Raw genomic sequence first — 26,952 nt, forward strand, 5'->3', positions numbered from 1 at the left:
ATATTTTTAATTAAATTTTATAAAGTGCCATTAAATGCTTGGTTTTGTAGTGTAAAAAATAGTTTACTAAATTCAATTTCATTTCGCATAAGCAATTGATTTTGTGAATCAATATTTTCATAAAATTGAATAAATTTTCTTTGTAACTCTAATGGTGGAATAGGAATTTTAATAGGTTTTAAAATGCTTAAAGTTAAGTATTTAGTACTTGAACCCTTAGACATTCGTTGCAAAAATCCAAGTAAGAATTGCAAAACATATCGTAAATATCCGTAAGTACAGAGACTATCTTTTATGGTTAACACATAAGTTCGTTGGTAAGCATTAAATTTACCTTTGTAATGTTTAACCCAATATTGACCTGCTGCATTATTACCTGCGAGTAATAATGCCTCTATATCAAAAGCATAAGTATTAATAGCAAATGGGGTTCTAGAGCAAGTGAAAAAAGGATAGATCCCATTTTCCTCTGCTGCATTAGAATCTAATTTCCCTGTATTAAATACTACGACTTCACCTAATGTTTTTTCAGTCCATTTTTTTGAATTAGAAACAGGATCGCCAAACATATCAATAAAGGTGGCTTGTAAAAGCTGATCTAACTTTTCAATCGCTTGCTGACGTTTTTGGCGTAGCTCATCCGCTTGATCTAAAATAGACGCAATTCGGCGTTGTTCTGCAAGTGGTGGGAGGGCTATTTTAATTTTAGCAACAAAAGCAGGTCTAGCTCGTAATAATGAGCCACCAACACCTGAGACGGTAGCCATAAACTGCTTGTTAAACGTGTCTGAAATCAATACATGCTTTAAGTAATCTGGATATATTTTATCACTACGAAATATGATCCATTCACCTGAAGCAATTTGTCGATAATCGCCCTTTGGACAAACAACAGAAGCTCTACGAATATGAGGAACGATTTTTGAAATCATGACATCATTTTCTTGAACTAACTGTTTTGATGATCCAATTTCAGAACCTTTTACAATATCAGGAGTTCCTTTGTCAAAAGCAGGAATACTATGTAATTCAAAAGTTTCATCAGGGAACTTAGAAGGATCAACAGAACCATTGCGCTTTAGCATTAAGTCACCAATTTCAATCATTGGATAACTCATTTCAACATCTCCTTAAGCGTAGCCATTCCTTTTAAAATATCCTGCTCAAGCAGTTCTAAATCCGCCAAAATTTTACTTGGTGCTTCATATTCCACTTGCTCATATACCACTTCTTTATAACGGTTAATCGACAAGTCATAACCATTGGCAGCAATATCAGCTTTACCCACCATAAAGCTTTGCTCTGTGGCTTTACGACCTTTTTCACCCTCTAAATTTTTAAAACGAGCAATAATGTCAGGAATGTTGTTATTTTCATGCTTAGATGCATCTAGCTCGTTACGCTTATCATCAAGCGAATAACCATCCGCCTGCATATCATAAAACCAAACTTTGTCCGTACCGCCAGACATGGTTTTGGTGAAAATCATAATGGCAGTTGAAACCCCTGCATACGGCTTAAACACACCAGATGGCATCGAAATTATGGCTTCTAGTTTTTGCTCTTCCACAATCTTTTGACGTAAATCTTTATGCGCTTTAGATGAACCAAATAACACACCATCAGGCACAATCACCGCAGCACGACCGCCAGTTTTTAACAAACGTAAAAACAAGGCTAAAAACAGTAATTCAGTCTTTTTGGTTTTAACCACCGCTTGAATATTCTTCGCACAGCTTTCATTGTCCAAACTGCCTGCAAATGGCGGATTGGCTAAAATCAAACTGTATTTTTCAGCAATATGTGAATGCGCTTCACTTAAAGAATCACGGTTTTCAATACTTGGGTTTTCTACACCGTGTAGCATCATGTTCATCGAACCAATACGAAGCATGGTGCTGTCAAAGTCATAACCAAAGAAGGTTTCTTCGCTAAAACGTTTAGCCGCTTCAGGGTTGGCAAAAATCTCAGTGCTATGATGATCGTTTAAATATTCACTTGCTGCAACGAGAAAGCCTGCTGTACCACAAGCAGGGTCACAGATCGTATCGGTTGGTTTAGGCTGCATCAGCTCGACAATCATCTTGATGATATGGCGAGGAGTACGGAACTGACCGTTTTGACCTGCTGAGGCAATTTTACCGAGCATATATTCGTAAATATCGCCTTTGGTATCTTTGTCATCCATAGGTACATCGGCAACCAAATCCACCACTTTGGTTAAAAGCGCAGGCGTAGGAATGGTAAAACGAGCATCCTTCATGTGATGGCTATAGGTGGTTTCGTCTTCTGCACCTAAGTTTTTGATGAAAGGAAAGACTTCATTGGCAACAGTGTTATATAACGTTGCAGCATCACCCAAAGTAATGAACTTCGACCAACGCAAATGATCTTGTTCAGCGGTGAAAATAGGTTGCTCAACTTCTCTTTTTAAACGGTTGGCTTTCTTTTCTTTAGTGATCTGAATTTCATCAAGTCGGCGAATAAACAGCAAATAAGTCATTTGCTCCATGACTTCTAAAGGATTGGAAATACCACCACTCCAAAATGCGTTCCAAATCTGGTCAATTTTGCTTTTAATTTCGCCTGTAATCACGTAGATGACTCTCAAATTTCTTTGAGGTCTATTGTGTTGGATTTGAAAGGGAAAAGCTATGAGGAAATAATAAGATGCGACAAGGGTTGGCGTTTGATTTAGGTTGCAGTCTATAGCTCTAGTTTTTTTTCTACGAGTGTATAAACTTCATTTTTTACAAGTATTTGATTGAACTTACATCCAGCAAGCTGAATATTTTCTATAGCACTCAATATAGCAATATCAATGTTTTCCGCTGCTCTCATAAATTCTAAATAAAGATTATCATTAATCGAACATAGTAAGGCATCACCACAACCTGATTCAAATAAACGGTCTTCGACACACTTATCCGTAGTATTTAAATCAGTAACATAAATTGTAAAATCGAATTTTTTATGGATGTCCATGATTAAATCCTCAATAATCTGGTTTTTAAATAAAATTGCTTTTAGGCTCATGGTTAGCGTTGGATGAGCTCAACAAATTGTAGACAAGCCACTAAACCATTCATGGTTTCAATTTGTTCAAGGGGAATTCCGCCTGTTACTTGATTTCTAGAGCTAAGAAATAGTTGAATCGTTTCCTGATCACCACCACTTAAATTATATAAAGCTTTAAATAAGCGTATAATTAATAATGCTCTTTCTCCTTGTTGTGAGAAAGGGTCAAGTTGACCTTCTGATCTTAATTTATGTATTTCTAGTTCAGATATACCTAAAATCATAGCTAGTTGAGTTTGAGAAAGATTGAGCTGTTCAGATGCTTTGAAAAATGCTTTTGCTAAAATTCTTTTTTGATCCAATGATTGCCTAGATGATGGTGTATTCATATCAATAACTCATAGCACATTTGCTTTTTCATTTTGCTGGTAAGCGTATAGCTCCAGTAACATAAATTGTAAAATCAAACATTTTACGTCCATAATTAAATCTGCAATTATCTGATTTTAAAATAAGATTGTTTCTTAGCTCATGTCTAGACTAAACTAAATATTTGCCAATGCACATACGGTTAGAATGCTATGTCCTATCAACCTAAAGTCATTATTTCTGATGCTTTTGGAACACTGGTAAAAATCGATCTCCATATCGTAAGTTAATGAAATGGTTGAGAGACAATGGAAGAAAGCCAAACATGCAAGATGCCAGAATCATCATGTCCCATGCTGTAACTATTGAAAAGTTAGCTCTACATTTTGGTCATGTCATACCAATACAACTTTTGGATGAAATAAATGATGATCTTCAGTTTGAACTCAATACAATTGAATTATACAAAGATACGATTTCTACGCTTCAAAACTTAAAAAATAAGGGCTTTAAAATCGCACTGTGCTCCAATTTAGCTATGCCTTACGGTGACAAACTTAAAACACTGCTAGCAAATCATTTTGATGCCATTTTTTTAGTTATGAACTCGGTTATATAAAACCTGAACAACAGATTTATGAAGTTATTCAAGCTCAATTTGGCTGTGAAATGTCGGAAATACTATTCATTGGAGATCATCCAATTTTAGATGTAAAAATGCCTATTTCTCTAGGAATGTCGGCAAAATTAATAGAAAGAAATCGTTCGCAAAACCTTATGGATGTATTGCAAAATTTACTAACAGCACCACATGAATGATCATTGGTTCAAATCAACAAAATTTCAGATAGTTATAGCGTTATGGCAGTAACTCCTTCGCATTCACTTCGAGAGCCTTAGCAATTTCATAAAGTTTGCATACAGTAATATTAACCTCTCCACGTTCTATTCGCCCTAAATAACTACGATCAATTTCACAAACGTGAGCAAGGGATTCCTGACTAATCGACTTTTCTTTTCGAAGTGTGCGTATATTTTGTCCTAATGATTTAGATAACTCTGACATTTAGCTCTTTCGCCTAAAAGACAGACTATTAAATTTTGATGCTTACAACTCCACGGACTATAATCCTCATTTTGAAAATTATTTATGATGTCTTCCTACTTACCATTAGGTCTCGAATTTCTCTCAATTTTTGAAAAAAATAAAATTGTAGATTGGCAAGCAAAACATTTTTGGGAAAAAATGCCATTTGATGGTGAATATAATAAAAATATATTTAAAGCTAAGATGTACCGTGGGTTAAATATTTTAGTCCAACATAAATATTTAGAAAAAAGAAAATCATTAAATAATAAAAATGTATATCTCTATACGGGTACGAGTAATATCGAATATTTGATTAATTATCAATACAATAAAGAAATGCAAATTCAATTAGATAAACAAGTATTTGATATTAAAAGCAATATCAAAATTCATGAATATAAGTTGAATTATGTTAATGAGCTTATATCTGAAAAGATCTTGGCAGAAAGACATGTATCAAAATATAAGAAAGAGTTACATAAACAGCTTTTTGAACTTAACTTAAAACTAGATGTCATACATTCAATTTTAAATCAATACAAACTATAACAGCTTATAAATATCGACATAACAAAAAAATATATTTAGTTATTTCAATAATTTAGTTGAAATTAGAGCTTGACTAGCACTCACTTTTTATTCTAAATTTCACTCAAATTTAGTCAGTTTTAGTCACGTATGATCAAGTCTATTCAGGAAGTAAAAGAAGATTTTTCTTCAGCAGGGATCTCGATCGCTGAATGGGCGAGAGATAATCAATTTTCTCCAGATTTAGTCTATAGGATTTTCAAAAACAATAAGATACCGAAACGTGGGGAAAGCCATAAAATCGCTGTGAAGTTAGGAATTAAGGAGCAAAAAGATATGAAATAAAAGATAAGTTTATATTTTTTATGCAGAAAGTATAAAGACCCATGCGTCAACATGAGTCTTTATAAATTTGTCTTTAACTTGCACGTCCAAGACAAATTTATTCTAAAAGACATTGGTTATATTATCAATGTCTAGGGTACTTTCTGCTGTGTATTTTCCTAAATTTATATTTTTAATGGATAAAACATGCAGATTGTAAAAATCATTGCAAAAGTCGTAGATGATAATTCAGGTATTTTTACTGAGATTCCTGTATTACTTGATCAATATAAAGAACCGATTAAACCTTTGGTTGAATATGCTTTGAAGTTAAAGCGAGATGGCATAAGACCATCAACAACCAATAAATTTATCAAAGCAGCTCAACTTTTACTTGAATATATGGCAGCGAATGTCGGTGCTTTTTCTTCACCACAAGCCTTATTTGAGAGTTTTAGTAGTCGATTATATACAGGTACTATTGGAGATGACGGATTAGATCCGTCTGGTTTGTATTGGCTACCTTGCAGTAAACAAGTCGCCAGATCGCACATTAATGCTTTGAATAAAATGACGGATTGGTTTGCCGAAAAACAGGGATCAATGTCAATAAACCCAATTGTAGAGGCTGATAGTTTAACACAACGTCTTAACTACGCTGCTTGGTTTCGCAAGAATCAGCATAACTTCCTTGGTCACATCAAAGATAAGCATATTAATTCAACCGTCCGATATGCCCGTAGCATTCAAGGTAAACGTCCATTGGGTAAACAATCACAAGACGCTATCGAATTCCCTGAACGATATTTTAATTCTTTTTATTTTAATGGATTAGGTGGAGCATCAGATCGCAGGGTTGTACTTCGTGATCAATTAATATTATTGCTCATGCATGGCGGTGGTTTACGAGAATCTGAAGCTTTGCATTTGTGGCTTGAAGATGTCCTTATTGACCCATCCAATTTAAATAATGTGAAGGTTCGTATTTACCATCCAGAAGATGGCAAAGCTCCGAACAATTGGCGTGGGAGCTCAGGAAAGACAACTCGTGCAGCCTTTCTCAAAGAACTATATGCACTATCTCCTCGTACTGACCTTATGGGTAAAAAGCATGTAGGTTGGAAAAGCCGAGTGACTGACAGCAAAGATGGATATTTGGAAGTTCATTGGTTTCCGACTGTCTTTGGTGAAGTATTTGCCAAGCTTTGGCAAGACTACACTCGATTTCTGACTGCTGTTGAGCGCAATCACCCTTATGCTTTTGTAAGTTTCCACCATAAACATCTAGGACATCCTTACACACTTAATGCATTCAATCACAATTATCATCAAGCTTTAAAACGTATAGGGTTGAAACCCTGTAAAGCTGATGGACTTTCACCTCATTCCCATCGACATAGCTATGGAAGACGCTTACGGAGAGCTGGTGTAGACGAAATTGTGATTAAGAAGTGTTTACATCATGCTTCATTAGCATCACAGATGGCCTATACCACTCCATCAATAAAAGAAGTTACTGCTAGTCTAAATGCTGCAACATTTCGACTTCTAAATCCAGCAGAACCTATAGAGCAAGTGGGTACGCCTAGTTGGGCTGTATTAACTGAACATGGATTTAATGATATTGATCCAGATGGTTTATTTACAGGGAAAAATCCAAAATAGGAAAATATCATGGCTAAAATAACAACGGTAAAAAGAAAAAAATATGATGGTCGTAAATCTGATCTAACATTACTATGGCTTGTAAAAAATCACGGTAAAGAATGGGAAATATGGCGACAATTAGCTGAGGAGTGGATAACCAAACAAGATGAAGGAACAGCAGAGAAATTAGATGCTTTATGCATTTTTTTTGATATTTATCTTGCCCATACAATGCCGTTCACATCTAATGTTCTTAATTTTTTCACTGGCAAAAACGGTTGGAAAGCTTCAACCGATGAGTTTAAGCGAATTCTACTAATAAGTACGAACAAGTCTGATAATAAAAATACAGCAAAGCTAATAAATTATACAAAATTATTTATTGATTGGGTGCTTGATACGCATTTCAGTCAGAAAGATGATAATGGCAATTCTCTTCGTTTGTATGTCAATCCTTTTACAAAAGTAAAAAGTAGATTTCACAATACTGAAACGATGCATAATCCACTACCGTATCGTTATATTTGTGATTTGCGCAATATACTTTGTCCACAATCACGTGGAAGTTTTTCAGATTGGTTGTGGGCACAACAACAAACAGGTCAAGGTATAACTCAAAGTGGTCATTGGTTTGAAGTTGATAAAAGTCTAATTGATAAAAACGACAAAGATTGTGTATGGCGCACTAAAAAAGTAACTCGTAAAGGTCGAATTACTACCATTCATCAAATCTGGTCACCTGTAGCTAGTATGCTACTGTTTATTAAACTACATTTACCTTTACGCACCTATCAAGTACGTATGCTTGATTCAGGTGAGGCAGATACGATGCGATATGAAAATGGAAACTGGGTTAAAAATTCACATACTTTCGCTCTCAATTCTTATAGTAAAGGGGTATTTCGGCAATTCAAAGATAATGCAACAGGAACTGAATCAACTGGGTTATATATCAGTACCAATAAAACTGCAGATCAGAACAAGGAGGAGTTTGAGCGTGGTTATGAAATACCATGGCAGCATGAAGATGTATTGTATTGGCTTGAAAAATTGCGAAACTGGCAGGAAAAATATAACCCTATATATAAATCAGTAGATTGCACAACATTAGAGGGAAAGCATACAAGCCGAATTAAGTCAAAAACATCATTAAGTGCAATGGGTCATTCTTGTTTTTTATTTCGAGATGCATCAGCAAAGTTGAAAGATGATAAAACCAAGCCAATCATCGAAACACCGATCTTAACGCTTTGGTATAAGTTACTTCAACAACTCGAAAAAAATCTTTTAGTTACTGGAGAAACATTATCTGACGGCACAAAACTTCGTTTAGTACATGATTATAAGCTAGATCATCATAAAACAAAGACTAAAACTGAGTTCCCTTTACATAGTCTACGTGTATCTCTCATCACCAGCTACATTATAGATGCGAAACTACCGATACCTGTGGTATCAAAGCTCTTGGCTGGTCATTCACGCATTATTATGACGGTTTATTACACTAAACTTACACCTGTAGTAATGAAGGATAAAATGACAGAAGCTGAGCGTCTACTTGATAGCAAGTCACAAGATAATCTTCGTTTATTTCTTAAAGATGCGGAAATGCGTCAAATTAAATGCAAAACGGCATATCAGAATGATAAAGCCATTGAGGTGGCATTGGTTAATCGAAATCCTTTAGGTTGGGAAAATCGACATCATGGACTATGTTTAGTTGGTGGTAATACTGTTCGTTCAGATGAATGTAAATCTGTAGCTGGCTGCTGGAATGGTGGGATTTTACTTAAAGACTCAGCTCATCCATCTAGCCGAATTTATGATTCTGTGCCTCATGGTTTAGAAAATTGTGTCCGTTGTCGATGGTTTATTACAGATGCCCGTTACCTTCCTGCACTTTGTGCTCACCTTAATTTTATGAGCTATAAAGCCCATGAAGCCGCCAATTTAGCTGTAAATTTAGAGAATGAGATTGAGGTTATGGAAGAACTTAAATATAAAGCTGAAAATGAAAGCAAGCTATTTACCCAACACAATGAATTACAAGCATTTCGACGCAGATATGAAAAGCAATTGGTTGAAGCTGATGAATACACAAAAGACTGGATTGCGACTTTCAAATTAATACGTCGTCTCATTGAAATTGAACAAGCTCGGGCTGAAATGGATACTAGTAATAAACTCATTGCTGTTGGTTCTGAAAATGACATAAAAGTCGGTTTTATCGAAACTAACTCTGAGTTACTACAACTTTCTTTACTTTGTGAGGATGCCGAGTTCTATCCCGATATACTTGATGATATTAAAAAAACACCAGCAATTCAAAACAGAACACAAAATCTTAGTCGATTAATGATGTGTAAGGGCTATAGTCCCCAACTCTTGATGTTAGATCAAGAGCAACAACTTATTTCAGCGAACGCGATGATGCGTCAAATGGCTTTACAAGCCAATCCAACAAATAAATTGGATGGATATACACAAGTCACAAATTACCTAGAGCTAGGGCATTTCATGCAAGATAGCAAATTACTTGATGCTGGTATGGAGATATTAAAAAATAATATTAATCAACCTATTTTAAAGCTAACGCCTCATGGCTTAAAACCAAAGGATATGTCATGAGTGTTGATATTAATTTAATTTTAGAAAATCTTAAATTTGGAAAGAGTCAGAGAACTCAAGACTCACTAGATAAGCTCAATATTTTATTGGAAACTCGCTTTAATGCAAAAGAGAAAGATTATTCTATTGCTACAATTGGTAGAACCTCAAAAGCTAATGGAGGTATCAGCGAGGTAAGTATTCGCAATAAAACTGGTGAACATTTTCGTATACTGATTGAGGCTTGGGCAACCAAAGCAAATACCAGTATGAAAAAGCCTCCTGCACCACATTCTCGAAAGAATGAAATACCAACAGACATGGAGCTTTTAAAAAAGCTAGATGATGCTGTGATGAGGGTTGTATTTGGTCAAATAATCGCTGAAAGAAATAAGCTTAAAGCAGAGAATCGTATTCTTAAACAAAATACTGAAGTTGTTGTTGATATGCGTCCTATGCAAAACATTTCTTCAGATCAAGCACATCAAGGTATACAAGTCTTATCTGCATTAGATAATCTTCTCTTACCAAGTGAAGTTGACGCTTTAAAGGATGCCATTGACGAGAATAAAATATCACAACTCGGTTGGACAGTTTCAGAATATGGTGCTGTAAAAGATGAGTATGAACGACCGCTATTTAAAAGTGGATTTGTGTTAGCTATTCAAAAAATTCTAAATCAATTTTAATCTTGGAAAGGATCACAGCTTTTATATATTTATTTTATACATATATAAAAAGAAAGATGAAATATAACCAACTGATATTAAAGGTTATACTTACATCTTTCTCTCATTTTATACACTTTCTACTAGAAAGAGCTTCGGGCCACCTTAACTATTTTATTTATCGTGATATAACCAATAATAACCTGCATAACACGCCGCCATAAAGATCAGACAGCCAATAAAGCCTGAAAGCATTTCAGGATCTGCAGCCATACTTAAACCTGTTGCGGTACAGCAGACAAAGCCAAGAATTGGAACCAGTGGGAACCATGGTGTACGGAATTTAAGCTCTGACACGCTATGACCTTGTTTCAGCCATTGGCGACGGAAGTTAAATTGACTCCAACAAATACTCATCCACACGATCACCATGGTGAAAGCGGCAACCCCCATCAAGTTCTTGAAGATCACATCTGCGCCAAATTGTTCTGACAATAGACCTGGTAAACCACCGATCATAGTGACCAATACAGCAATATAAGGCACACCAGTTTTGCTTAATTTGCCGAAAGCACGTGGTAATTGTTTTTGTGCGGACAGCGCCCACATCATACGTGATGCAGCATATAAACCAGAGTTAGCTGTAGACAGTAAAGCCGTAATAATGACGAAACGAATTAAGTCTTCTGCATAGGGAATGCCCATCAGGTTAAATACGGAAACGAATGGGCTACTACTTAAGCCGCCATGTCCACCAACATTTAAACCTGCATCGGTATAGGTCAACAGGGAACTGATGACGATAATAGTGCCGACAAAGAAAATGATTAAGCGCCATACCGCAGCATGAATGGCTTTAGGCACATTCTTTTCAGGGTTTTCAGTTTCACCTGCAGCGATACCAATCATCTCCGTACCATTAAAGGCAAAGTTCACGATCAATAGCGTGGCAAACAGAGGGAACAAACCATTTGGCAGCCAACCATGTTCTGTCAAATTGTGGAACATTGGAGCTGATTCATAGCCTTGGAAAGGTACGAAACCAAAGATGCAGGCAAAACCAAGGATGATGAAAATCAACACTGTTGCAACTTTCACCATGGATAACCAAAATTCTGACTCTGCGAATGTGCGTGTAGAACTTAGATTAGAAATCATTACACCAGCAGCAAAGATCAGTGTCCATAACCAAATAGAGGTTTGTGGAAACCATTCCTGCATCAAAATAGCCGCCGCAGTAAATTCTGTACCTAAGGTGGCAGACCAGCCCAACCAGTACATCCAAGACACCATATAGCCGGTACCCGGGCCAATATAATTAGTCGCAAAAGCACCAAAAGAGCCAGAAACAGGTAAATGTACGGCAAGTTCACCCAAACAGAGCATGACCATGTAGGCAATCAAACCGCCAATAATATAGGCAAGAACAGCGCCTAAAGGCCCAGCTTGTGAAATAACTTCACCTGAACCCATAAACAAACCAGTACCAATTGCACCACCAAGTGAGAGCATCACAAGGTGTCGAGTCGTCATCGCACGTTTAAGCGATGGACTTTTACCTTCAGCAGACGAGTGTTGCGAAGGTTCAGAGGGAGATTGCATAGTGAAAAGAAAATTGAATGAAAGGTATATTTTATGATTGAATGCAGTGAAATGATTGATAAATCGAATTTTTCTTATAATGTAATAATACTGATCTAAAATTTAAATCTTTAGCACTGACCATTGGATTAATGGTCAGGAGTTTGATACTCAGCTTCAGAAGTTGCAGGTACTTGAGTTTGTTCAGCTACAGGGGCTTTGTTGTCATCGCGGCTCACAATATACAGATAGAGTGCAGATGGAAATAATATGGCTAAAACCAAGAGCAACTTTTTAAACATAGGGTATTCTTACATCAAAATAGATCAAGCTGAAGTATAAACAAAACCAGTCAGGCTGTAATTAATTAAAGTTTACGGTTTTTCTGTTCTAGATTGGACAGGATGACTTGGTAGGTGTCAGGGTAGTGTTGTTTAAGGTTCCGTTGTTGCATGATTGTGATGGTTGAAGCATTTGGCTCGACACCCAGTTTTAAAATTTTTTGGGTTAAAGCGAGTTGAGGGGAGCGACCATCAAAATGTGTATTTAGTAAGTTACCATCGGTATATTTTACTGTGAGTCCGATATTCAGGAGATAATCAAAAACATCAGGCAAACCAAAACCGGCAGCTTTGTAGAGTAAATTATATGTTTCTGCACGATAGCCACGGCCGTATGTTTGATGTGTTTTTTCAGGCTTAGGCCGTGTTTTTTATATTCTTTATTATTTGATGATGTTGGATCTTCAAACTCTGCAGCTTCTTCTTCATCGGTAAAATGATAACGTGACCAATCACTTTCCGTGTAGTCGTAAGTAAGGGAGCCGTGGATTTTGCCAATTTCAGTATTTGGGGCACAAGTTTCAGCATTAACTACACCACCTGTAAATTCGCCGTATGCTGCAGAAACATTACTATCGATCAATTCTAATTTACAAATTAAATCGGTATTTAGGGCCATCCCTTGTGAGCCACCATCAAGCTTGCCTGAATAGGAGTCGCCACTTGCCAGAGGGTCAATGTTATTGGTGGTATTGACGCCGTTAATTACAAATTTATTTCGGTAAGTTTGCGCGCCATTAATAGAAATCTCGGATGATCGTAGCTCAGCCTGTGAATCTGCAGAACGTTGTTCACGGCTAAACTGCACATTTGGATTAACTTTTAAAAAGTCTGTGATATTTTTCGAGCTATTCGGCGTTTTTTCTAAATCTTCTTTGGTGTAGACGGTTTTACCTACTTCTTGTTTGGCTTTGACTTCAACTTCAATCGGCGTCATTTTGAGGTTATTGCTTTGAATAACTTGAGTTGAATCAATTTCATTGGCATAAGCTTGAGATGCTAAAGCAGTCAAAATTGCGATATTAAGAGGAGAATAGGCAAAGCGCATGGCTGTCAATAATTATGCAGATAAAAACGATAGCGATTATCATTAACTTTACAAAAATAATCAATAGAAATGAGAATTATTTGCAATAGGTGTTTTTTTAATACACAGCGATTTCAGTGAATGAAAATTTTAACTAATCAGTAGAGGTGGTGATGTGTATTCAATAGACTTGAATATTCAGCTTGGAGAAAGTCTGAATAAAAATTGGCGTCCCTACGGGGATTCGAACCCCGGTTACCGCCGTGAAAGGGCGATGTCCTAGGCCTCTAGACGATAGGGACGTTTAGAAGATGGCGGTATCTTATTGATCCGCCATCATAGTGTCAAGTAGGCGAGGGCCGAGTTTGTTCAAAATATAACAGAACAGTTCTGCGGTCTTCTGAGTATCGTAAAGTGCAGAGTGTGCTTCTTTACCATCAAACTCAATACCTGCTTGAATACATGATTTTGCCAGCACAGTTTGTCCAAACATTACAGCGCTCAAAGTCACTGTATCGAATACGGAAAAACTATGGAAAGGATTTTGATTTTTTGTCCCTGTACGTGCAATAGCTGCCTGTACAAACCCTAAATCAAAATGGGCATTGTGACCAACTAAAACAGCATGAGTGCAGTTTTGTTGACGACGTACTTCATTCACTGACTTAAAAATACGTTTTAATGCTGATTTCTCATCTTCAGCCATGGCCATACGCATCGGATTAAATGGATCTACACCAATAAAATCCAGTGAACGACGGTCAAGGTTGGCACCTTCAAACGGATTGATATGTGCATGGTGGGCTTCACCCGGTACAAAATTACCTTCTGCATCATACACAATAGGAATAGCTGCTATTTCCAGTAAGGCATCGGTCTGTGAATTAAAACCTGCTGTTTCGACATCGACTACAACAGGTAAGAATCCACGGAAACGTTGACCAATGACTGGTCGAGTTTCATCTGTCACACTTTTCTCCATTGGATGGTCTTACCCGCATACAACGGAATAATTTTTTCGCCATCCAAGTAGTCTAAACTTTCAGGGATCACTTGATCTTCTTTTACCAAGGTAATGGTATTGGTATTTCGAGGGAGTCCGTAGAAGTCTGCACCAAAGTGGCTTGCAAAACCTTCTAAACGGTCGATTTTACCGACTTGATCAAATGCTTGAGCGTATAGCTCAATTGCTGTTGGTGCACTATAACATCCTGCACAGCCACATGCATTTTCTTTAGCATTTTTTGAGTGCGGCGCACTGTCTGTACCTAAGAAAAATTTAGGGTTCGCACTGGTCGCGACTTCGAGCAAAGTTTGCTGATGGGTTTGACGTTTTAAAATCGGTAAGCAATAGAAATGCGGTTTAATACCACCCACCAACATATCATTACGGTTAAATAATAAATGTTGTGGTGTGATTGTCGCAGCGACATTACGGTCTTGTTCTAATACAAAATGCGCAGCTTCACTGGTGGTGATGTGTTCTAGTACCAATTTTAATTTAGGGAACTGTTTTAACAGTGGAGATAGCACTTCATCTAGGAAACGTTTTTCACGGTCAAAAATATCGACATGGTTATGCGTCACTTCACCATGTAACAGTAATGGTACTTGGTGTTCTTCGAGCTGCTCAATCACACCATATACTTTACTAATGTCACTGACACCACTGTCCGAGTTCGTGGTTGCACCTGCTGGATAGAGCTTAATGGCATTAACATGCTCAGATTCTTTAATTTTTTTAACTTCACTTGCAGGTGTGTTGTCTGTGAAATAGAGCACCATGCGCGGGTCAAAGTGAACGCCTTCAGGAACATGTGCCATGATACGTTCACGGTATGCATTTGCTTCTTCAACGGTTTTTACCGGTGGTACGGTGTTTGGCATACAAATCGCGCGAGAGAATTGTTGTGCTAAATCAGGAACTGTACGCTTTAGGGCTAGACCGTCACGTAAATGTGCATGCCAATCATCTGGCTGAAGAAGAGTAATCGTATTCACAGCGATTCCAAGCTTGGAAATAAAACAAATGATAATGCAAATAATGTGAAAATGGTAACGAGATTTATGTACAAATGACTGAACAGATATAAATAAAGAATAAAAACTGTGGTATTTTTAAATGACTAAAAAAATTAGATAAATGCTTGGAAATGGAATACAAGTATAACCTTGCAAAGTTGCAATACGATAAAGAAAAAATAGAGGAACTGATTACACGGCAAACTCGTCGTGTAGGGGAAATGTTTCCTAAAAAACTGGAAACTCAATTTTGGACTTTAAGTCTCGATCGTGCACAAACCAACATACGTCATTTTTTTTGGATGGGAGTGTTGATCTACTTTGTGCTCACGATGCTGATCATTCCCGGAGATTACTGGATAATTAATCAACAGCATTTTGTGCATGATTTTATTCGTTGTTTGCTTGGTCAGCTCAATGGTGCGCTGTGTCTTTTGGCTTTATATACCTTTGCCCGTTACGACCGTCTGAAGCCTTATTTTTCACATGCCAGTATGTTTGTAGTGTTTTGGGCTGTTATTTCAATGTCTTGGCTCACCATGACCGTGTATACCGAAGCACTTAAACATCAGGCCATGATGATCCTTTGTATGATTTACATCTTGAGCTATATTTTGACGGGGGTAAAACCGGTCCAAATGTTGATGTCTGGATTGTTGGCTGCTGTGGTCACCATGTTGATGCTTTTTTCATTAGAAGTGAAATTTGATGTGATGGTGTTGGGGCGTGTACTGATTGGAAGCTGTGTATTGGGTTTTGCAATCAGTAAGATGCTCTGTGCGCGTGAACGGATGATATTTTTGAATATGCTGCGCGCGGATATTAGTGAAAAAATCCATCGTATTCATACCACAGAGCTTTTACATTTAAGTCAGCATGATGAATTAACCAAGATTTCAAACCGACGTACTTTTGATGAAATGCTTGATACCTTTTATGAGCAATCTCGACGTAATAACACCTCGCTTGCTGTGCTATTTATCGATGTTGATCATTTTAAAAACTATAACGATTTCTACGGTCATCAAAAAGGCGATGATGTAATTTCAACCATTGCCAAAACCATTAAAAATGCCATTCGACATATGGATTTTGTAGCGCGATATGGTGGTGAAGAATTTGTGGTTTTATTGCCTGAAACCGATGCGCATGGTGCTTATGCGGTAGCGTCAAATATTTATAAAGCAATCGATCGTTTAGAAATTCCACATGCCAAATCACAGGTTTCAAATCACGTCACTATTAGTTTGGGTATTACGGTATATCGTGCTGAAAATATGACGAAGGATGAACTGTTAAATATTGCCGATCAGGCGTTGTATCGTGCGAAACAATTAGGCCGGAATCAAATTTACTATCAGTCGATTCGTTCAGCACATGTGGCTTAATGTTTAATAAAATTGAGAACTTCTCTGAAATCGGCAATAAAAAACCGCGCAAAATGCGCGGTTTTTTATGACTCAACAAATCTTATTTGTTTTTGTCTTTTAATTGAGGCACTGCAGAACCTGTACCTACTGCAAGTAAGCCAGAGTTTGTGTAGATACCTAATTTAGCGCGAGTATCTGTGATATCCAGGTTACGCATAGTCAATTGACCGATACGGTCAGCAGGACTAAACATAGAGTCACCTTTCTCCATAGTTAAACGCTCAGCTTCATAAGTGAGGTTAGGAGATTCAGTGTTTAGAATAGTGTAGTCATTACCACGACGAAGTTCTAAAGTCACAGTACCAGTGATTGCTTTAGCAACCCAACGCTGCGCAGTTTCACGAAGCATTAATGATTGAGAATCGAACCAACGACCTTGGTAAAGAAGACGACCTAAACGCAGACCGTTAATACGGTATTGTTCGATGGTGTCTTCGTTATGAATACCAGTCACTAAACGTTCATAAGCGATATGAAGAAGTGCCATACCCGGAGCTTCGTAGATACCACGAGATTTTGCTTCAATGATACGGTTTTCGATTTGGTCAGACATACCTAGACCATGACGACCACCGATACGGTTAGCTTCAAGAATGAACTCAACTGGGTTTTCGATGCGTTTGCCATTTAATGCAACAGGGAAGCCTTCTTCGAAAGTTACAGAAACTTCTTCAGCTTTTACTTCTACGTCATCTTTCCAGAACGCAACGCCCATGATTGGGTCTACGATTTTGATACCCGCATTAAGGTATTCAAGATCTTTTGCTTCGTGAGTCGCACCTAACATGTTTGAGTCAGTTGAGTACGCTTTCTCTTTTGACATTTTGTAGTCAAAACCATTGTCGATCAGGAACTGTGACATTTCTGCACGGCCGCCTAGCTCGTCAATGAAAGTTTGGTCTAACCAAGGTTTGTAAATTTTTAGCGATGGGTTAGTCAACAGACCATAACGATAGAAACGTTCAATGTCGTTACCTTTATAAGTCGAACCGTCACCCCAGATGTTTACGTCATCTTCTTTCATTGCGGTTACAAGCATCGTACCTGTAACTGCACGACCAAGAGGAGTCGTGTTGAAATAAGGCATACCACCAGTTGAAATGTGGAAAGCGCCACATTGAATAGCCGCAATACCTTCTAAAGCAAGTTGTAAACGACAATCAACTAAGCGAGCTTTAACTGCGCCATACGCCTCCGCTTTTTTTGGAATCGCATCGTAGTCGTCTTCATCAGGTTGACCTAAGTTTGCTGTGTAAGCATAAGGTTCTGCACCTTTTTGTTTCATCCACAAAAGCGCAGCTGAAGTATCTAGACCACCAGAGAAGGCAATACCAACTTTTTTGCCAACTGGGACATTCTGCAAGATAGTTGCATTATCAGTCATTGTTAATCCTAACGATATAAATATAGGCACCGAGAATGGGTGGCCTGAAAGAATACATATATGTGCCCGATTGTAGCACTTTTCTGCAGGGTTTTTCTAAAAAATCATGAGATACAAGCGATGAGGTAGAAAAAAATGATCGTTGAAATCTATTGATGAATACTTCATCCAGTTTTTGCGGGCGGAAAAGGCATTTTCTGAAAGAAATAGGTTGCACATATAAAGAAATCTATTTGATTTAAATAAATGGTCATACCAATATGGTGTTGATTTGGTTTTTATACTTTTCATTGAAATGAGACTGAGGTCAAACAAAGCGTGGTTATTAGACTAAAGTATATTTTATAAAGTTTAGTTGTAAATAATAAATACAAAACAGATATTTAAAAGTTGATATGGAGGTTTTTAAACGGAAAAATAATGTTTTTGTATTTTATATTGGTCATACCAAAAACAAGAAAAGCTTGAATGATTGAGTTGAAATAATTAAAAATTGCGGAGTATTTCAGCAATAGTATGAGTTTTTATGTCTTTGATTTTTATATTGGTCATACCAATGTGAAAAGACCACATGCTGATATTGCTCAATAATTAAATCTTAGTAAGCATTTCAAGGAGATGACAATGCTTCAATGGCAGCAAATATATGACCCAATGGGGAATATATGGATATCAAGTTTAATTGCGCTCATTCCGATTATCTTTTTTTTCTTGGCGCTTGCTGTATTTCGTTTAAAAGGCAGTGTGGCAGGTACGATCACCGTTGTACTGGCACTTTTGGTGTCTTTATTTGCCTATGACATGCCTGCGCTTATGGCATTGGCTTCGATGGTCTATGGTTTCTTCTATGGTTTATGGCCAATTGCATGGATCATTATTGGTGCGGTGTTCCTGTATAAAATTTCAGTCAAAACAGGGCAGTTTGACATCATCCGTTCTTCGATTCTTTCCATTACTGAAGATCAACGATTACAGATGCTGTTAGTTGGCTTTGCTTTCGGTACTTTCCTCGAAGGTGCGGCGGGCTTTGGTGCCCCTGTGGCGATTACTGCAGCACTATTGGTAGGTTTAGGCTTTAAGCCTTTATATGCGGCAGGTCTTTGTCTGATCGTAAATACAGCGCCAGTGGCTTTTGGTGCGATGGGTATTCCAATTATCGTTGCTGGGCAAGTGTCTGGTGTTGATACGATGGAAATCAGTCAGATGGTTGGTCGACAGTTGCCATTTATGGTACCGATTGTACTGTTTTGGATTATGGCGATTATGGATGGTTGGCGCGGTGTGAAGGAAACTTGGCCTGCAGTTGTGGTTGGCGCGAGTAGCTTTGCGATTGCACAGTACCTAACGTCGAACTTTGTCGGTCCTGAATTACCAGATATTACTGCGGCGATTGCGTCTTTAGTGTCATTAACGATTTTATTTAAATATTGGCAGCCTAAACATATTTTCCGCTTTGCAGATCAAGATGCGGCGATGAGTGAAGATGTTGCTGCACAAAAACAGCAAAAATATAGCTTGGGTCAAATTGCAAAAGCATGGTCGCCATTTGCGATCTTAACGGTGATGGTTACGATCTGGAGTATTAAACCGTTTAAAGATTTATTTACTAAAGACGGTGCCTTACATGATTTGGTTATTTCGATCAAAGTGCCATTTTTACATCAATTGGTTCAAAAGATGCCGCCAGTCGTACCTGAAATGAAGGACTACGATGCCATCTATAAATTTGATTGGTTTTCGGCAACAGGTACAGCAATTGTCATTGCTGCGATCATTACCATTATTTTCTTAAAAATGAAGCCGAAAGACGCGATTGTGACCTTTGGTGAAACCATTAATGAATTAAAAATTCCAATTTATTCGATTGGGATGGTGTTGTCTTTTGCTTTTATCGCCAACTATTCAGGTATGTCTTCGACCTTGGCTTTGGCCCTTGCACATACAGGTCAAGCCTTTACCTTCTTCTCGCCATTTTTAGGATGGCTTGGTGTATTCCTCACGGGTTCAGATACGTCAGCCAATGCGCTATTTGCAGCATTGCAGGCGACTACTGCACAACAAATCGGTGTGCCAGAAGTATTACTCGTTGCTGCTAATACCAGTGGCGGTGTGACAGGGAAAATGATTTCACCACAGTCAATTGCAATTGCATGTGCGGCAGTCGGGTTGGTAGGTAAAGAGTCGGATTTATTCCGTTTTACCGTAAAACACAGTATAACGTTCACAATCATGATGGGGATTTTAATCACCCTACAAGCTTATGTGTTCCCTTGGATGATTCCATAACACGAATTGTGTAACAACGTTAAGGAAAGCAGATGAAAGTCTCTGATAAAACTGTTCAAAGTCTTCGTGTATTGATTGAACAAAGCAATATGCAAGTTGGAGATCGTCTGCCTGCTGAACGGAAATTGTGTGAACAACTTGGCGTCTCACGCACCTCTTTACGCGAAGCGATTTCTCAATTGACCAGCATGGGCGTGTTGGTCAGTAAAGTCGGTGCAGGGACTTTTTTAAAGCAATTACCAGCGACTTGGTCGAGTTATCAAATTGTGCAGCCCATCAGCAGTTTGATTAGTGAAGACCCTGCCTACCGTTTTGATGTGCAAGAGGCGCGCATTATTTTGGAAGGTGGTACTGCATGGTATGCGGCACAACGTGCTACAGCAGAGGACTTGGTACATATCCGACATTATTATGATCAGATCAATCATTTTCAGGCTTTAGGCAATGACGATGAAGCAGCGCGTGCAGATGCCAAATTTCATTTGGCGATTGCTGAAGCTTCACACAATTTAGTGTTGATTCAGATGATGCGTGGTCTATTTGATCTGTTGCAATTTAATGTCGTTTTAGGTCGTCGAAAAGTTTATAGCGAAGCACACCGATTTGATCAATTGCATGATCAGCATTTTCAAGTCATGAATGCAATTGAACGTCGTGATCCTGAAGCTGCACGTAAAGCAGTCTGTGGACACATTGAGTTTGTAGTACAACAGGTGCGCATGATTGATGAAGAAGAAGCTCGTCGTCAGCGCGCCAGTCGATTAAACAGGATATAAGCATGATTATTTCTTCTGCCAATGACTACCGTGAAGCGGCACGTCGTCGTTTACCGCCATTTTTATTTCATTACATCGATGGCGGGGCGTATGCCGAATATACCTTAAAGCGTAATGTAGAAGATTTATCAAAAATAGCGTTGCGTCAACGTGTGCTGAATGACATGTCACAGCTGAGTCTAGAAACCCAACTGTTTAATGAAACCTTATCGATGCCTGTGGCTTTATCACCTGTGGGTTTAACAGGGATGTATGCACGCCGCGGCGAAGTTCAAGCAGCCGTTGCTGCAGATAAAAAGGGCATTCCATTTACGCTGTCTACCGTTTCAGTATGTCCTATTGAAGAGGTGGCGCCAGCGATTCAGCGTCCCATGTGGTTTCAGTTATATGTGCTACGTGACCGTGGCTTTATGAAAAATGCCTTAGAACGTGCCAAAGCTGCAGGCTGTTCAACTCTGGTTTTTACCGTGGATATGCCTGTTCCGGGCGCACGTTACCGTGATGCACACTCGGGGATGAGCGGCCCAAATGCTGCCATGCGCCGCTATATGCAGTCGTGTTTCCACCCACACTGGGCGTGGAATGTGGGTTTATTAGGTCGTCCGCATGACTTAGGGAATATTTCTAAATACTTGGGCAAACCAACAGGTTTAGAAGATTATATCGGCTGGTTGGGTAATAACTTTGACCCATCAATTTCATGGAAAGATCTTGAGTGGATTCGTGAATTTTGGGATGGCCCGATGGTCATTAAAGGAATTTTGGATCCTGAAGATGCCAAAGATGCAGTGCGTTTTGGTGCAGATGGGATTGTGGTTTCAAACCACGGTGGTCGTCAGCTGGATGGCGTTTTATCTTCTGCACGTGCGCTTCCACCAATTGCAGATGCAGTCAAGGGTGATATTAAAATCCTCGCGGATTCGGGTATTCGTAATGGTTTAGACGTGGTACGTATGCTGGCGTTGGGTGCGGACACCTGTATGCTCGGTCGTGCTTTTGTTTACGCATTAGGTGCTGCGGGTGGAGCGGGCGTTTCAAATCTTTTAGAACTGATTGATAAAGAAATGCGTGTTGCCATGACTTTAACGGGCGCGAAAACCATTGCAGATATTACATCTGATTGTTTGGTGAAGTTAGAGAAAGAGTTGGCTGAGTAAGTTTTTAATAATTTCTATTGTATGAAAATGGATAGTGTGAAGTTGTTTTAATTCACAATGTAAATCTCCCCTAACCCCTCTTTATAAAAGAGGGGAATGTTGCAAATTAATTGATTGTAAAATTTGCAATACTCTCCCTTTGTAAACGGAGGGGCTTGTTTTTACTTGAATTGATCTAGGTAAAAGAAAAGTCCCCCTTTGGAAAAGGGGGATATAGGGGGATTTCAAATATGGAATTTATCTTTGCACTTTGAATTCGAATATAAGAAGTTAAATGAATAAATAAACATTATTCCTTAATTAAAATTTGGAATAGGAAAACTCCTTATGCAAACTCAATTATCTCCACCGCAAACTATTCAAAAGCTCATAACTATTGTTGGTAAACAACACGTTTTAACTGACGATAAAGATACACGTTTATACCGCCAAGGTCGTCGTTACGGTGCAGGGAAAGTACTGGCTGTTGTTGCACCGGGCTCATTACTTGAGCAATGGCACGTACTGCAAGCAGCTGTAGATGCAAATTGTATTGTGATTATGCAGGCCGCCAATACTGGTTTGACAGGTGGTTCAACGCCTTTTGGTGATGACTATGACCGTCCTGTGGTTCTGATCAGCACGCGTCGTTTGGTTGGCATTCAGGTGATTAATAATGGTCAACAAGTCATTTGTCTACCGGGTGCGACATTAGACAAGCTTGAAAAAGATTTGGTGCCATTTAATCGTGAACCTCATTCGGTGATTGGTTCTTCGTGTATTGGGGCATCGGTTTTGGGCGGCGTGTGCAATAACTCAGGGGGTGCTTTGGTGCGCCGCGGTCCTGCCTATACAGAGCTTGCACTGTATGCACGAGTGAATGAGTCAGGTGAATTGGAGCTGATCAATCATTTAGGTGTCAATCTTGGCAATACGCCTGAAGAAATCCTCACAGCGCTAGAAAATAAAAAATATCAAATCAATGACATTGTGAATAATTCAAGTTGCTGTGCATCAGATCAACGCTACTCACATGATGTTAAACAAGTCGATGAAAATACACCTGCACGTTTTAATGCAGATCCGAGTCGACTATTTGAAGCATCAGGTTCAGCGGGTAAAGTCTGCGTCTTTGCCGTACGTTTAGATACCTTTGAAAAAATTCCTAGTCAGGTGTTTTATGTGGGAACCAATTCACAAGATGATTTAACAGAAATTCGTCGTTTTCTACTAAAAGATCTTGCACGCCTCCCGATTGCAGGTGAGTACATTCATCGCGTGGCATACGATATTGGGGCTGAATACGGTAAAGATTCTTTTGTATTTATCGAAAAATTTGGCACCGCAAAAGTTCCTGCTGCTTTTGCCATGAAAGATAAAGTCGATGGCTATTTAGAAAAACTGGGTTTGCAAGGTTTATCGGATAAAGTTTTACAACTCGTCACTAAATTTATGCCGAATCATCTGCCAAAACGTATGAATGAGTTTCGTGATTTATATGAACATCATTTGATGATTCGTATTGAAAATCAGGATGTTGATCAAGTTGATCAGTATTTGAAAAGGTATTTTTTAGATAGAACGTCAGGCAATTATTTTAAATGTACGGATGAAGAAGGACGCAAGGCATTTTTACATCGTTTTGCGGTGGCGGGTGCTGCCATTCGATATCGTGATACGCATCGTTCAGAAGTGGAAGACATTGTTGCATTGGATATTGCATTACGTCGCAATGATCGTGAATGGGTGGAAACTTTGCCGAACGCCATGGATGAGCAAATTATCCATAAACTCTATTATGGACATTTTCTCTGTCATGTTTTTCATCAAGATTATATTGTGAAAAAAGGTGTAGATCCTTTGGCAATGGAACATGCAATGTGGCATTTACTCGATGATCGTGGTGCTGAATATCCTGCGGAACACAATGTTGGACATTTATATGTGGCTAAGCCTGCATTAAAAAATCATTATCAAAAACTGGATCCGACTAATAGTTTTAATGTCGGGATTGGACAAACCAGTAAGCTGAAACATTGGAAATAATGCTTTTAAAAACAACATGCCGTGATGTGAAAGTTCACGGCTTTTTTATGAGTGAATAATTTATGCGTAACACGGTATTGACCATAAAGGCGAAGAATATTTTCTAAATTGTCATCCCAAAATATAAAAAAAACGCTAAAGTGTTATGCAACAAGTTGCAAAGCCAAAATAAGGATTCAGCATGACAACGACTAGCTATGCAAATATTTTAAAGCCTTTACATTTGGGTTTTACCACGATTAAAAACCGTGTCGTGATGGGGTCCATGCATAGTGGGCTAGAAGATCGTTTTTATAATTATCCTAAGCTTGCAGCTTATTTTGGTGAGCGTGCGAAAGGTGGTGTCGGCCTGATTATTACAGGCGGTATCTCGCCAAACCGTCAAGGTTGGCTGTTACCTGCTGGCGGTACCATGAATACGTTAGGTGATATCGCTCCACATCGCTTGGTGACCCATGCCGTACATAAACATGGCGCCAAAATTTTAATGCAAATCTTGCATGCTGGGCGTTATGGCTATCAGCCTTTTGCAGTGTCAGCAAGTCCGATTAAATCTCCGATTTCACCTTTTAAACCACGTCAATTAACGGACAAACAAATTCTTTCAACCATTGATGATTATGTCAAAACTGCAAGCCTTGCACATAAGGCCGGCTATGATGGTGTTGAAATTATGGGGTCAGAAGGCTACTTGCTGAATCAGTTTTTAAGCCGTCATGTCAACCAACGGACAGACCGTTGGGGCGGTGAAATTGAAAATCGTATGCGCCTTGCAGTTGATATTGTGAAATCGATACGTGCTGAAGTGGGTGAGAAATTTATTATCTGCTTCCGTTTGTCATTGCTTGATTTGGTTCATGATGGGAACACTATGGCAGAAGTCATTACTGTTGCCAAAGCGTTGGAAGCAGCAGGTGTGACGTTGTTGAACACGGGGATTGGTTGGCATGAAGCACGTATTCCGACAATTGTGACCTCAGTGCCTCGCGCAGCATTTGTGGATTATACCGCTGAAGTCAAAAAACATGTTGCGATACCTGTCATTGCGTCAAACCGTATCAATATGCCAGATACAGCTGAAGAAATTTTGGCTTCAGGCAAGGCAGATATGGTGCAAATGGCACGTCCATTCTTGGCAGATCCATTTTGGGTGAATAAAACTGCGACCAATCGTGTCGATGAAATTAATACGTGTATTGCCTGTAACCAAGCCTGTTTAGATCATACTTTTAAAAATCAGCGTGCGACGTGTTTGGTCAATCCACGAGCGGCATATGAAACAGAATTGGTTTATTTAAAAACCAAAAAACCGAAGCGTATTGCAGTCGTCGGTGGTGGCGTGGCAGGTATGTCTGCTGCAACGGTAGCGGCAAGCCGAGGTCATGCCGTGACTTTATTTGAAGCTAGTGCAGAGGTGGGTGGTCAATTTAACTTGGCAAAAGTCGTTCCCGGTAAAGAAGAATTTCACGAAACGATTCGCTACTTTAAAGTTCAAATCGAAAAAACGGGTGTGGATTTGCGTTTAAATACGCGCGTAAACCGTGAGCAACTTGAACGTGAAGGGTTTGAGGAAGTTGTTATTGCAACAGGTGTAGTTCCTCGCAGCTTGAAAATCGAAGGTAGTGATGCACCGAATGTTTTGTCTTATGCAGAAGTGCTGAAAGGCGCAGCTGTGGGCAATAAAGTTGCTGTGATTGGTGCAGGCGGCATTGGCTTTGATGTATCTGAATTTTTACTCAAACCACCACATCAGCCACAACCAATGCCTTTAGCGGATTGGCAGCGAGAGTGGGGTGTCGATCCAAATCCGAACTATGTAACAGAAGGCGGTATGCAGGCTGCTGAGATCGAACCTCCTGTTCGTGAAATCTACTTATTACAACGTAAAACAACTGCACTCGGTGCAGGGTTAGGCAAAACATCAGGTTGGGTACACCGTGCACAATTAAAGAAAAATGCGGTTCGTATGCTGCGTGGTGTTCAATACAAAGCCATTAGTGATGAAGGGCTTTGGGTTGAACATGCAGGGCATGATCAATTATTACGTGTAGATACGATTGTTGTCTGTGCAGGTCAGGAATCGGTGAAGCATTTGATGCCAGAACAGGGTGAGAAAACCCTTGCCAATTACCATATTATTGGTGGCGCAAAACTAGCAGCAGAGTTAGATGCGAAACGCGCAATACGTGAAGGTGCGGAGCTTGCGGCTAAACTTTAAGGATTTGGCGAAACAATATTCATTTGAAAGGTTTAGTTGTAATTTTTACTTGTCAGATGAATAAAACCTCCGTATTATGGCGCACATGGAAGCGTGGCAGAGCGGTTTAATGCACCGGTCTTGAAAACCGACGAGGGCGCGAGTCCTCCGTGAGTTCGAATCTCACCGCTTCCGCCAAATTCAAAAAAGCCCCTGTAGTGATACAAGGGCTTTTTTTTGTCTTAGATTTTAATTTGAGACGGCAATCTTATTCATTAGTATTTTTAAGCAATGCTAAAAATGGATATCAGACTTAAAATTCAAGTCAGAAATTAATACAAGGGTTGTCAAAGGTAGAATTAAAAGTAAGAGAAAAGAATGTTTATAGATTGATAGTGTAGAATTTATTTTTAATGGCCTATTTATTTAAATCTTTCACAAGCATTGGGCAGAGCTATGATCGCTTATTTTGAAA

23 protein-coding genes, 2 tRNA genes and 1 pseudogene are annotated in these 26,952 nt (G+C 38.8%); 13 read left to right on the plus strand and 13 right to left on the minus strand.

Annotated features, from left to right (window positions below; genetic code table 11):
* Positions 1-17 precede the first annotated feature (17 nt).
* The 4 genes from FTT98_RS06500 to FTT98_RS06515 all read right to left on the minus strand — a co-directional run bounded on the left by FTT98_RS06500 (position 18) and on the right by FTT98_RS06515 (position 3,407).
* A complete protein-coding gene (locus FTT98_RS06500) occupies positions 18-1,118 on the minus strand; it encodes a restriction endonuclease subunit S (RefSeq protein WP_180177174.1) in 1,101 nt (366 codons plus the stop codon).
* Positions 1,115-2,596 (minus strand): class I SAM-dependent DNA methyltransferase, encoded by a 1,482-nt coding sequence (locus tag FTT98_RS06505; RefSeq protein ID WP_180177175.1) that lies wholly within the window; start codon positions 2,594-2,596, stop codon positions 1,115-1,117. Before FTT98_RS06505 ends, FTT98_RS06500 begins: the two co-directional genes overlap by 4 nt.
* Positions 2,597-2,706: 110 nt before the next feature.
* Positions 2,707-2,985 (minus strand): hypothetical protein, encoded by a 279-nt coding sequence (locus FTT98_RS06510; protein ID WP_180177176.1) that lies wholly within the window; start codon positions 2,983-2,985, stop codon positions 2,707-2,709.
* Positions 2,986-3,038: 53 nt separating this feature from the next.
* Positions 3,039-3,407 (minus strand): antitoxin Xre-like helix-turn-helix domain-containing protein, encoded by a 369-nt coding sequence (locus tag FTT98_RS06515; protein ID WP_180072148.1) that lies wholly within the window; start codon positions 3,405-3,407, stop codon positions 3,039-3,041.
* 192 nt (positions 3,408-3,599) lie between these two features.
* Here FTT98_RS06515 and FTT98_RS06520 point away from each other — a divergent pair.
* Positions 3,600-4,206: pseudogene (locus FTT98_RS06520) on the plus strand (HAD family hydrolase).
* Between the two features lie 40 nt (positions 4,207-4,246).
* Here the strand turns inward: FTT98_RS06520 and FTT98_RS06525 are convergent.
* Positions 4,247-4,453, minus strand: coding sequence for a helix-turn-helix domain-containing protein (locus FTT98_RS06525; RefSeq protein WP_180072150.1), 207 nt, complete (start codon positions 4,451-4,453; stop codon positions 4,247-4,249).
* 84 nt (positions 4,454-4,537) lie between these two features.
* On the opposite strand from FTT98_RS06525, the gene FTT98_RS06530 reads away from it, so the two are divergent.
* The 5 genes from FTT98_RS06530 to gmtX all read left to right on the plus strand — a co-directional run bounded on the left by FTT98_RS06530 (position 4,538) and on the right by gmtX (position 10,272).
* A complete protein-coding gene (locus tag FTT98_RS06530) occupies positions 4,538-5,026 on the plus strand; it encodes a hypothetical protein (protein ID WP_180072152.1) in 489 nt (162 codons plus the stop codon).
* Between the two features lie 129 nt (positions 5,027-5,155).
* Positions 5,156-5,350: a DNA-binding protein gene (locus tag FTT98_RS06535; protein ID WP_180072154.1), complete on the plus strand. Its 195-nt coding sequence runs from the start codon at positions 5,156-5,158 to the stop codon at positions 5,348-5,350.
* Positions 5,351-5,536: 186 nt separating this feature from the next.
* Positions 5,537-6,994, plus strand: a complete 1,458-nt coding sequence (gene gmtY, locus FTT98_RS06540; protein ID WP_180177177.1) for a gamma-mobile-trio recombinase GmtY — start codon at positions 5,537-5,539, stop codon at positions 6,992-6,994.
* A gap of 9 nt (positions 6,995-7,003) precedes the next feature.
* A complete protein-coding gene (locus FTT98_RS06545; RefSeq protein ID WP_180177178.1) occupies positions 7,004-9,604 on the plus strand; it encodes a VPA1269 family protein in 2,601 nt (866 codons plus the stop codon).
* The gene (gmtX, locus tag FTT98_RS06550) at positions 9,601-10,272 is read left to right on the plus strand and encodes a gamma-mobile-trio protein GmtX (protein WP_180177179.1); all 672 of its coding nucleotides are present in this window, start codon (positions 9,601-9,603) and stop codon (positions 10,270-10,272) included. Before FTT98_RS06545 ends, gmtX begins: the two co-directional genes overlap by 4 nt.
* Positions 10,273-10,425: 153 nt before the next feature.
* On the opposite strand, the gene FTT98_RS06555 is transcribed toward gmtX, so the two are convergent.
* The 7 genes from FTT98_RS06555 to pyrC form a co-directional block, all read right to left on the minus strand.
* On the minus strand, positions 10,426-11,853 hold the full coding sequence (locus FTT98_RS06555) for an amino acid permease (RefSeq protein ID WP_180042383.1): 1,428 nt from the start codon (positions 11,851-11,853) through the stop codon (positions 10,426-10,428).
* Positions 11,854-11,981: 128 nt separating this feature from the next.
* Positions 11,982-12,134: a hypothetical protein gene (locus FTT98_RS06560; protein WP_168379378.1), complete on the minus strand. Its 153-nt coding sequence runs from the start codon at positions 12,132-12,134 to the stop codon at positions 11,982-11,984.
* Between the two features lie 65 nt (positions 12,135-12,199).
* The gene (locus FTT98_RS06565) at positions 12,200-12,448 is read right to left on the minus strand and encodes a hypothetical protein (RefSeq protein ID WP_180042385.1); all 249 of its coding nucleotides are present in this window, start codon (positions 12,446-12,448) and stop codon (positions 12,200-12,202) included.
* A complete protein-coding gene (locus tag FTT98_RS06570) occupies positions 12,421-13,221 on the minus strand; it encodes a Plug domain-containing protein (RefSeq protein ID WP_180177180.1) in 801 nt (266 codons plus the stop codon). Before FTT98_RS06570 ends, FTT98_RS06565 begins: the two co-directional genes overlap by 28 nt.
* A 205-nt stretch (positions 13,222-13,426) precedes the next feature.
* Positions 13,427-13,502 (minus strand) — tRNA-Glu (locus FTT98_RS06575).
* Between the two features lie 20 nt (positions 13,503-13,522).
* Positions 13,523-14,182 carry a ribonuclease T gene (gene rnt / locus FTT98_RS06580; protein ID WP_180041531.1) on the minus strand — a complete coding sequence of 220 codons (660 nt, stop codon included), beginning with the start codon at positions 14,180-14,182 and terminating at the stop codon, positions 13,523-13,525.
* The gene (gene pyrC / locus FTT98_RS06585) at positions 14,167-15,201 is read right to left on the minus strand and encodes a dihydroorotase (protein ID WP_111885770.1); all 1,035 of its coding nucleotides are present in this window, start codon (positions 15,199-15,201) and stop codon (positions 14,167-14,169) included. Before pyrC ends, rnt begins: the two co-directional genes overlap by 16 nt.
* A 152-nt stretch (positions 15,202-15,353) precedes the next feature.
* On the opposite strand from pyrC, the gene FTT98_RS06590 reads away from it, so the two are divergent.
* Positions 15,354-16,610, plus strand: a complete 1,257-nt coding sequence (locus tag FTT98_RS06590; RefSeq protein WP_180004192.1) for a diguanylate cyclase — start codon at positions 15,354-15,356, stop codon at positions 16,608-16,610.
* A gap of 82 nt (positions 16,611-16,692) precedes the next feature.
* On the opposite strand, the gene argG is transcribed toward FTT98_RS06590, so the two are convergent.
* Complete coding sequence (argG, locus tag FTT98_RS06595) at positions 16,693-18,036, minus strand: argininosuccinate synthase (RefSeq protein ID WP_078189146.1); 1,344 nt, start codon at positions 18,034-18,036, stop codon at positions 16,693-16,695.
* Positions 18,037-18,654: 618 nt separating this feature from the next.
* On the opposite strand from argG, the gene lldP reads away from it, so the two are divergent.
* From lldP to FTT98_RS06625, 6 genes are all read left to right on the plus strand, one after another.
* Complete coding sequence (lldP, locus tag FTT98_RS06600) at positions 18,655-20,322, plus strand: L-lactate permease (protein WP_180041532.1); 1,668 nt, start codon at positions 18,655-18,657, stop codon at positions 20,320-20,322.
* Between the two features lie 32 nt (positions 20,323-20,354).
* Positions 20,355-21,098 (plus strand): transcriptional regulator LldR, encoded by a 744-nt coding sequence (gene lldR / locus FTT98_RS06605; RefSeq protein ID WP_180041533.1) that lies wholly within the window; start codon positions 20,355-20,357, stop codon positions 21,096-21,098.
* A gap of 2 nt (positions 21,099-21,100) precedes the next feature.
* Positions 21,101-22,255 carry an FMN-dependent L-lactate dehydrogenase LldD gene (gene lldD / locus FTT98_RS06610; RefSeq protein WP_180041534.1) on the plus strand — a complete coding sequence of 385 codons (1,155 nt, stop codon included), beginning with the start codon at positions 21,101-21,103 and terminating at the stop codon, positions 22,253-22,255.
* Between the two features lie 327 nt (positions 22,256-22,582).
* Positions 22,583-24,280 (plus strand): D-lactate dehydrogenase, encoded by a 1,698-nt coding sequence (gene dld, locus FTT98_RS06615; RefSeq protein WP_180041535.1) that lies wholly within the window; start codon positions 22,583-22,585, stop codon positions 24,278-24,280.
* 181 nt (positions 24,281-24,461) lie between these two features.
* A complete protein-coding gene (locus FTT98_RS06620; RefSeq protein ID WP_180041536.1) occupies positions 24,462-26,498 on the plus strand; it encodes an NADPH-dependent 2,4-dienoyl-CoA reductase in 2,037 nt (678 codons plus the stop codon).
* An 87-nt stretch (positions 26,499-26,585) separates the two neighbouring features.
* Positions 26,586-26,675, plus strand: a tRNA-Ser gene (locus tag FTT98_RS06625).
* Positions 26,676-26,952: the final 277 nt, after the last annotated feature.

It is taken from the genome of Acinetobacter sp. YH12039, assembly GCF_013420015.1.
In the GTDB taxonomy this organism is placed as follows: domain Bacteria; phylum Pseudomonadota; class Gammaproteobacteria; order Pseudomonadales; family Moraxellaceae; genus Acinetobacter; species Acinetobacter amyesii.

Excerpts from the sequence above, each read along its gene's own strand:
- FTT98_RS06500 (WP_180177174.1), bottom strand. The coding sequence starts at position 1,118 with ATGAGTTATCCAATGATTGAAATTGGTGACTTAATGCTAAAGCGCAAT.
- FTT98_RS06510 (WP_180177176.1), bottom strand. The coding sequence starts at position 2,985 with ATGGACATCCATAAAAAATTCGATTTTACAATTTATGTTACTGATTTA.
- FTT98_RS06515 (WP_180072148.1), bottom strand. The coding sequence starts at position 3,407 with ATGAATACACCATCATCTAGGCAATCATTGGATCAAAAAAGAATTTTA.
- FTT98_RS06525 (WP_180072150.1), bottom strand. The coding sequence starts at position 4,453 with ATGTCAGAGTTATCTAAATCATTAGGACAAAATATACGCACACTTCGA.
- FTT98_RS06530 (WP_180072152.1), top strand. The coding sequence starts at position 4,538 with ATGATGTCTTCCTACTTACCATTAGGTCTCGAATTTCTCTCAATTTTT.
- FTT98_RS06535 (WP_180072154.1), top strand. The coding sequence starts at position 5,156 with ATGATCAAGTCTATTCAGGAAGTAAAAGAAGATTTTTCTTCAGCAGGG.
- gmtY (WP_180177177.1), top strand. The coding sequence starts at position 5,537 with ATGCAGATTGTAAAAATCATTGCAAAAGTCGTAGATGATAATTCAGGT.
- FTT98_RS06545 (WP_180177178.1), top strand. The coding sequence starts at position 7,004 with ATGGCTAAAATAACAACGGTAAAAAGAAAAAAATATGATGGTCGTAAA.
- gmtX (WP_180177179.1), top strand. The coding sequence starts at position 9,601 with ATGAGTGTTGATATTAATTTAATTTTAGAAAATCTTAAATTTGGAAAG.
- FTT98_RS06555 (WP_180042383.1), bottom strand. The coding sequence starts at position 11,853 with ATGCAATCTCCCTCTGAACCTTCGCAACACTCGTCTGCTGAAGGTAAA.
- FTT98_RS06560 (WP_168379378.1), bottom strand. The coding sequence starts at position 12,134 with ATGTTTAAAAAGTTGCTCTTGGTTTTAGCCATATTATTTCCATCTGCA.
- FTT98_RS06570 (WP_180177180.1), bottom strand. The coding sequence starts at position 13,221 with ATGCGCTTTGCCTATTCTCCTCTTAATATCGCAATTTTGACTGCTTTA.
- rnt (WP_180041531.1), bottom strand. The coding sequence starts at position 14,182 with ATGGAGAAAAGTGTGACAGATGAAACTCGACCAGTCATTGGTCAACGT.
- FTT98_RS06590 (WP_180004192.1), top strand. The coding sequence starts at position 15,354 with ATGGAATACAAGTATAACCTTGCAAAGTTGCAATACGATAAAGAAAAA.
- argG (WP_078189146.1), bottom strand. The coding sequence starts at position 18,036 with ATGACTGATAATGCAACTATCTTGCAGAATGTCCCAGTTGGCAAAAAA.
- lldP (WP_180041532.1), top strand. The coding sequence starts at position 18,655 with ATGACAATGCTTCAATGGCAGCAAATATATGACCCAATGGGGAATATA.
- lldR (WP_180041533.1), top strand. The coding sequence starts at position 20,355 with ATGAAAGTCTCTGATAAAACTGTTCAAAGTCTTCGTGTATTGATTGAA.
- lldD (WP_180041534.1), top strand. The coding sequence starts at position 21,101 with ATGATTATTTCTTCTGCCAATGACTACCGTGAAGCGGCACGTCGTCGT.
- dld (WP_180041535.1), top strand. The coding sequence starts at position 22,583 with ATGCAAACTCAATTATCTCCACCGCAAACTATTCAAAAGCTCATAACT.
- FTT98_RS06620 (WP_180041536.1), top strand. The coding sequence starts at position 24,462 with ATGACAACGACTAGCTATGCAAATATTTTAAAGCCTTTACATTTGGGT.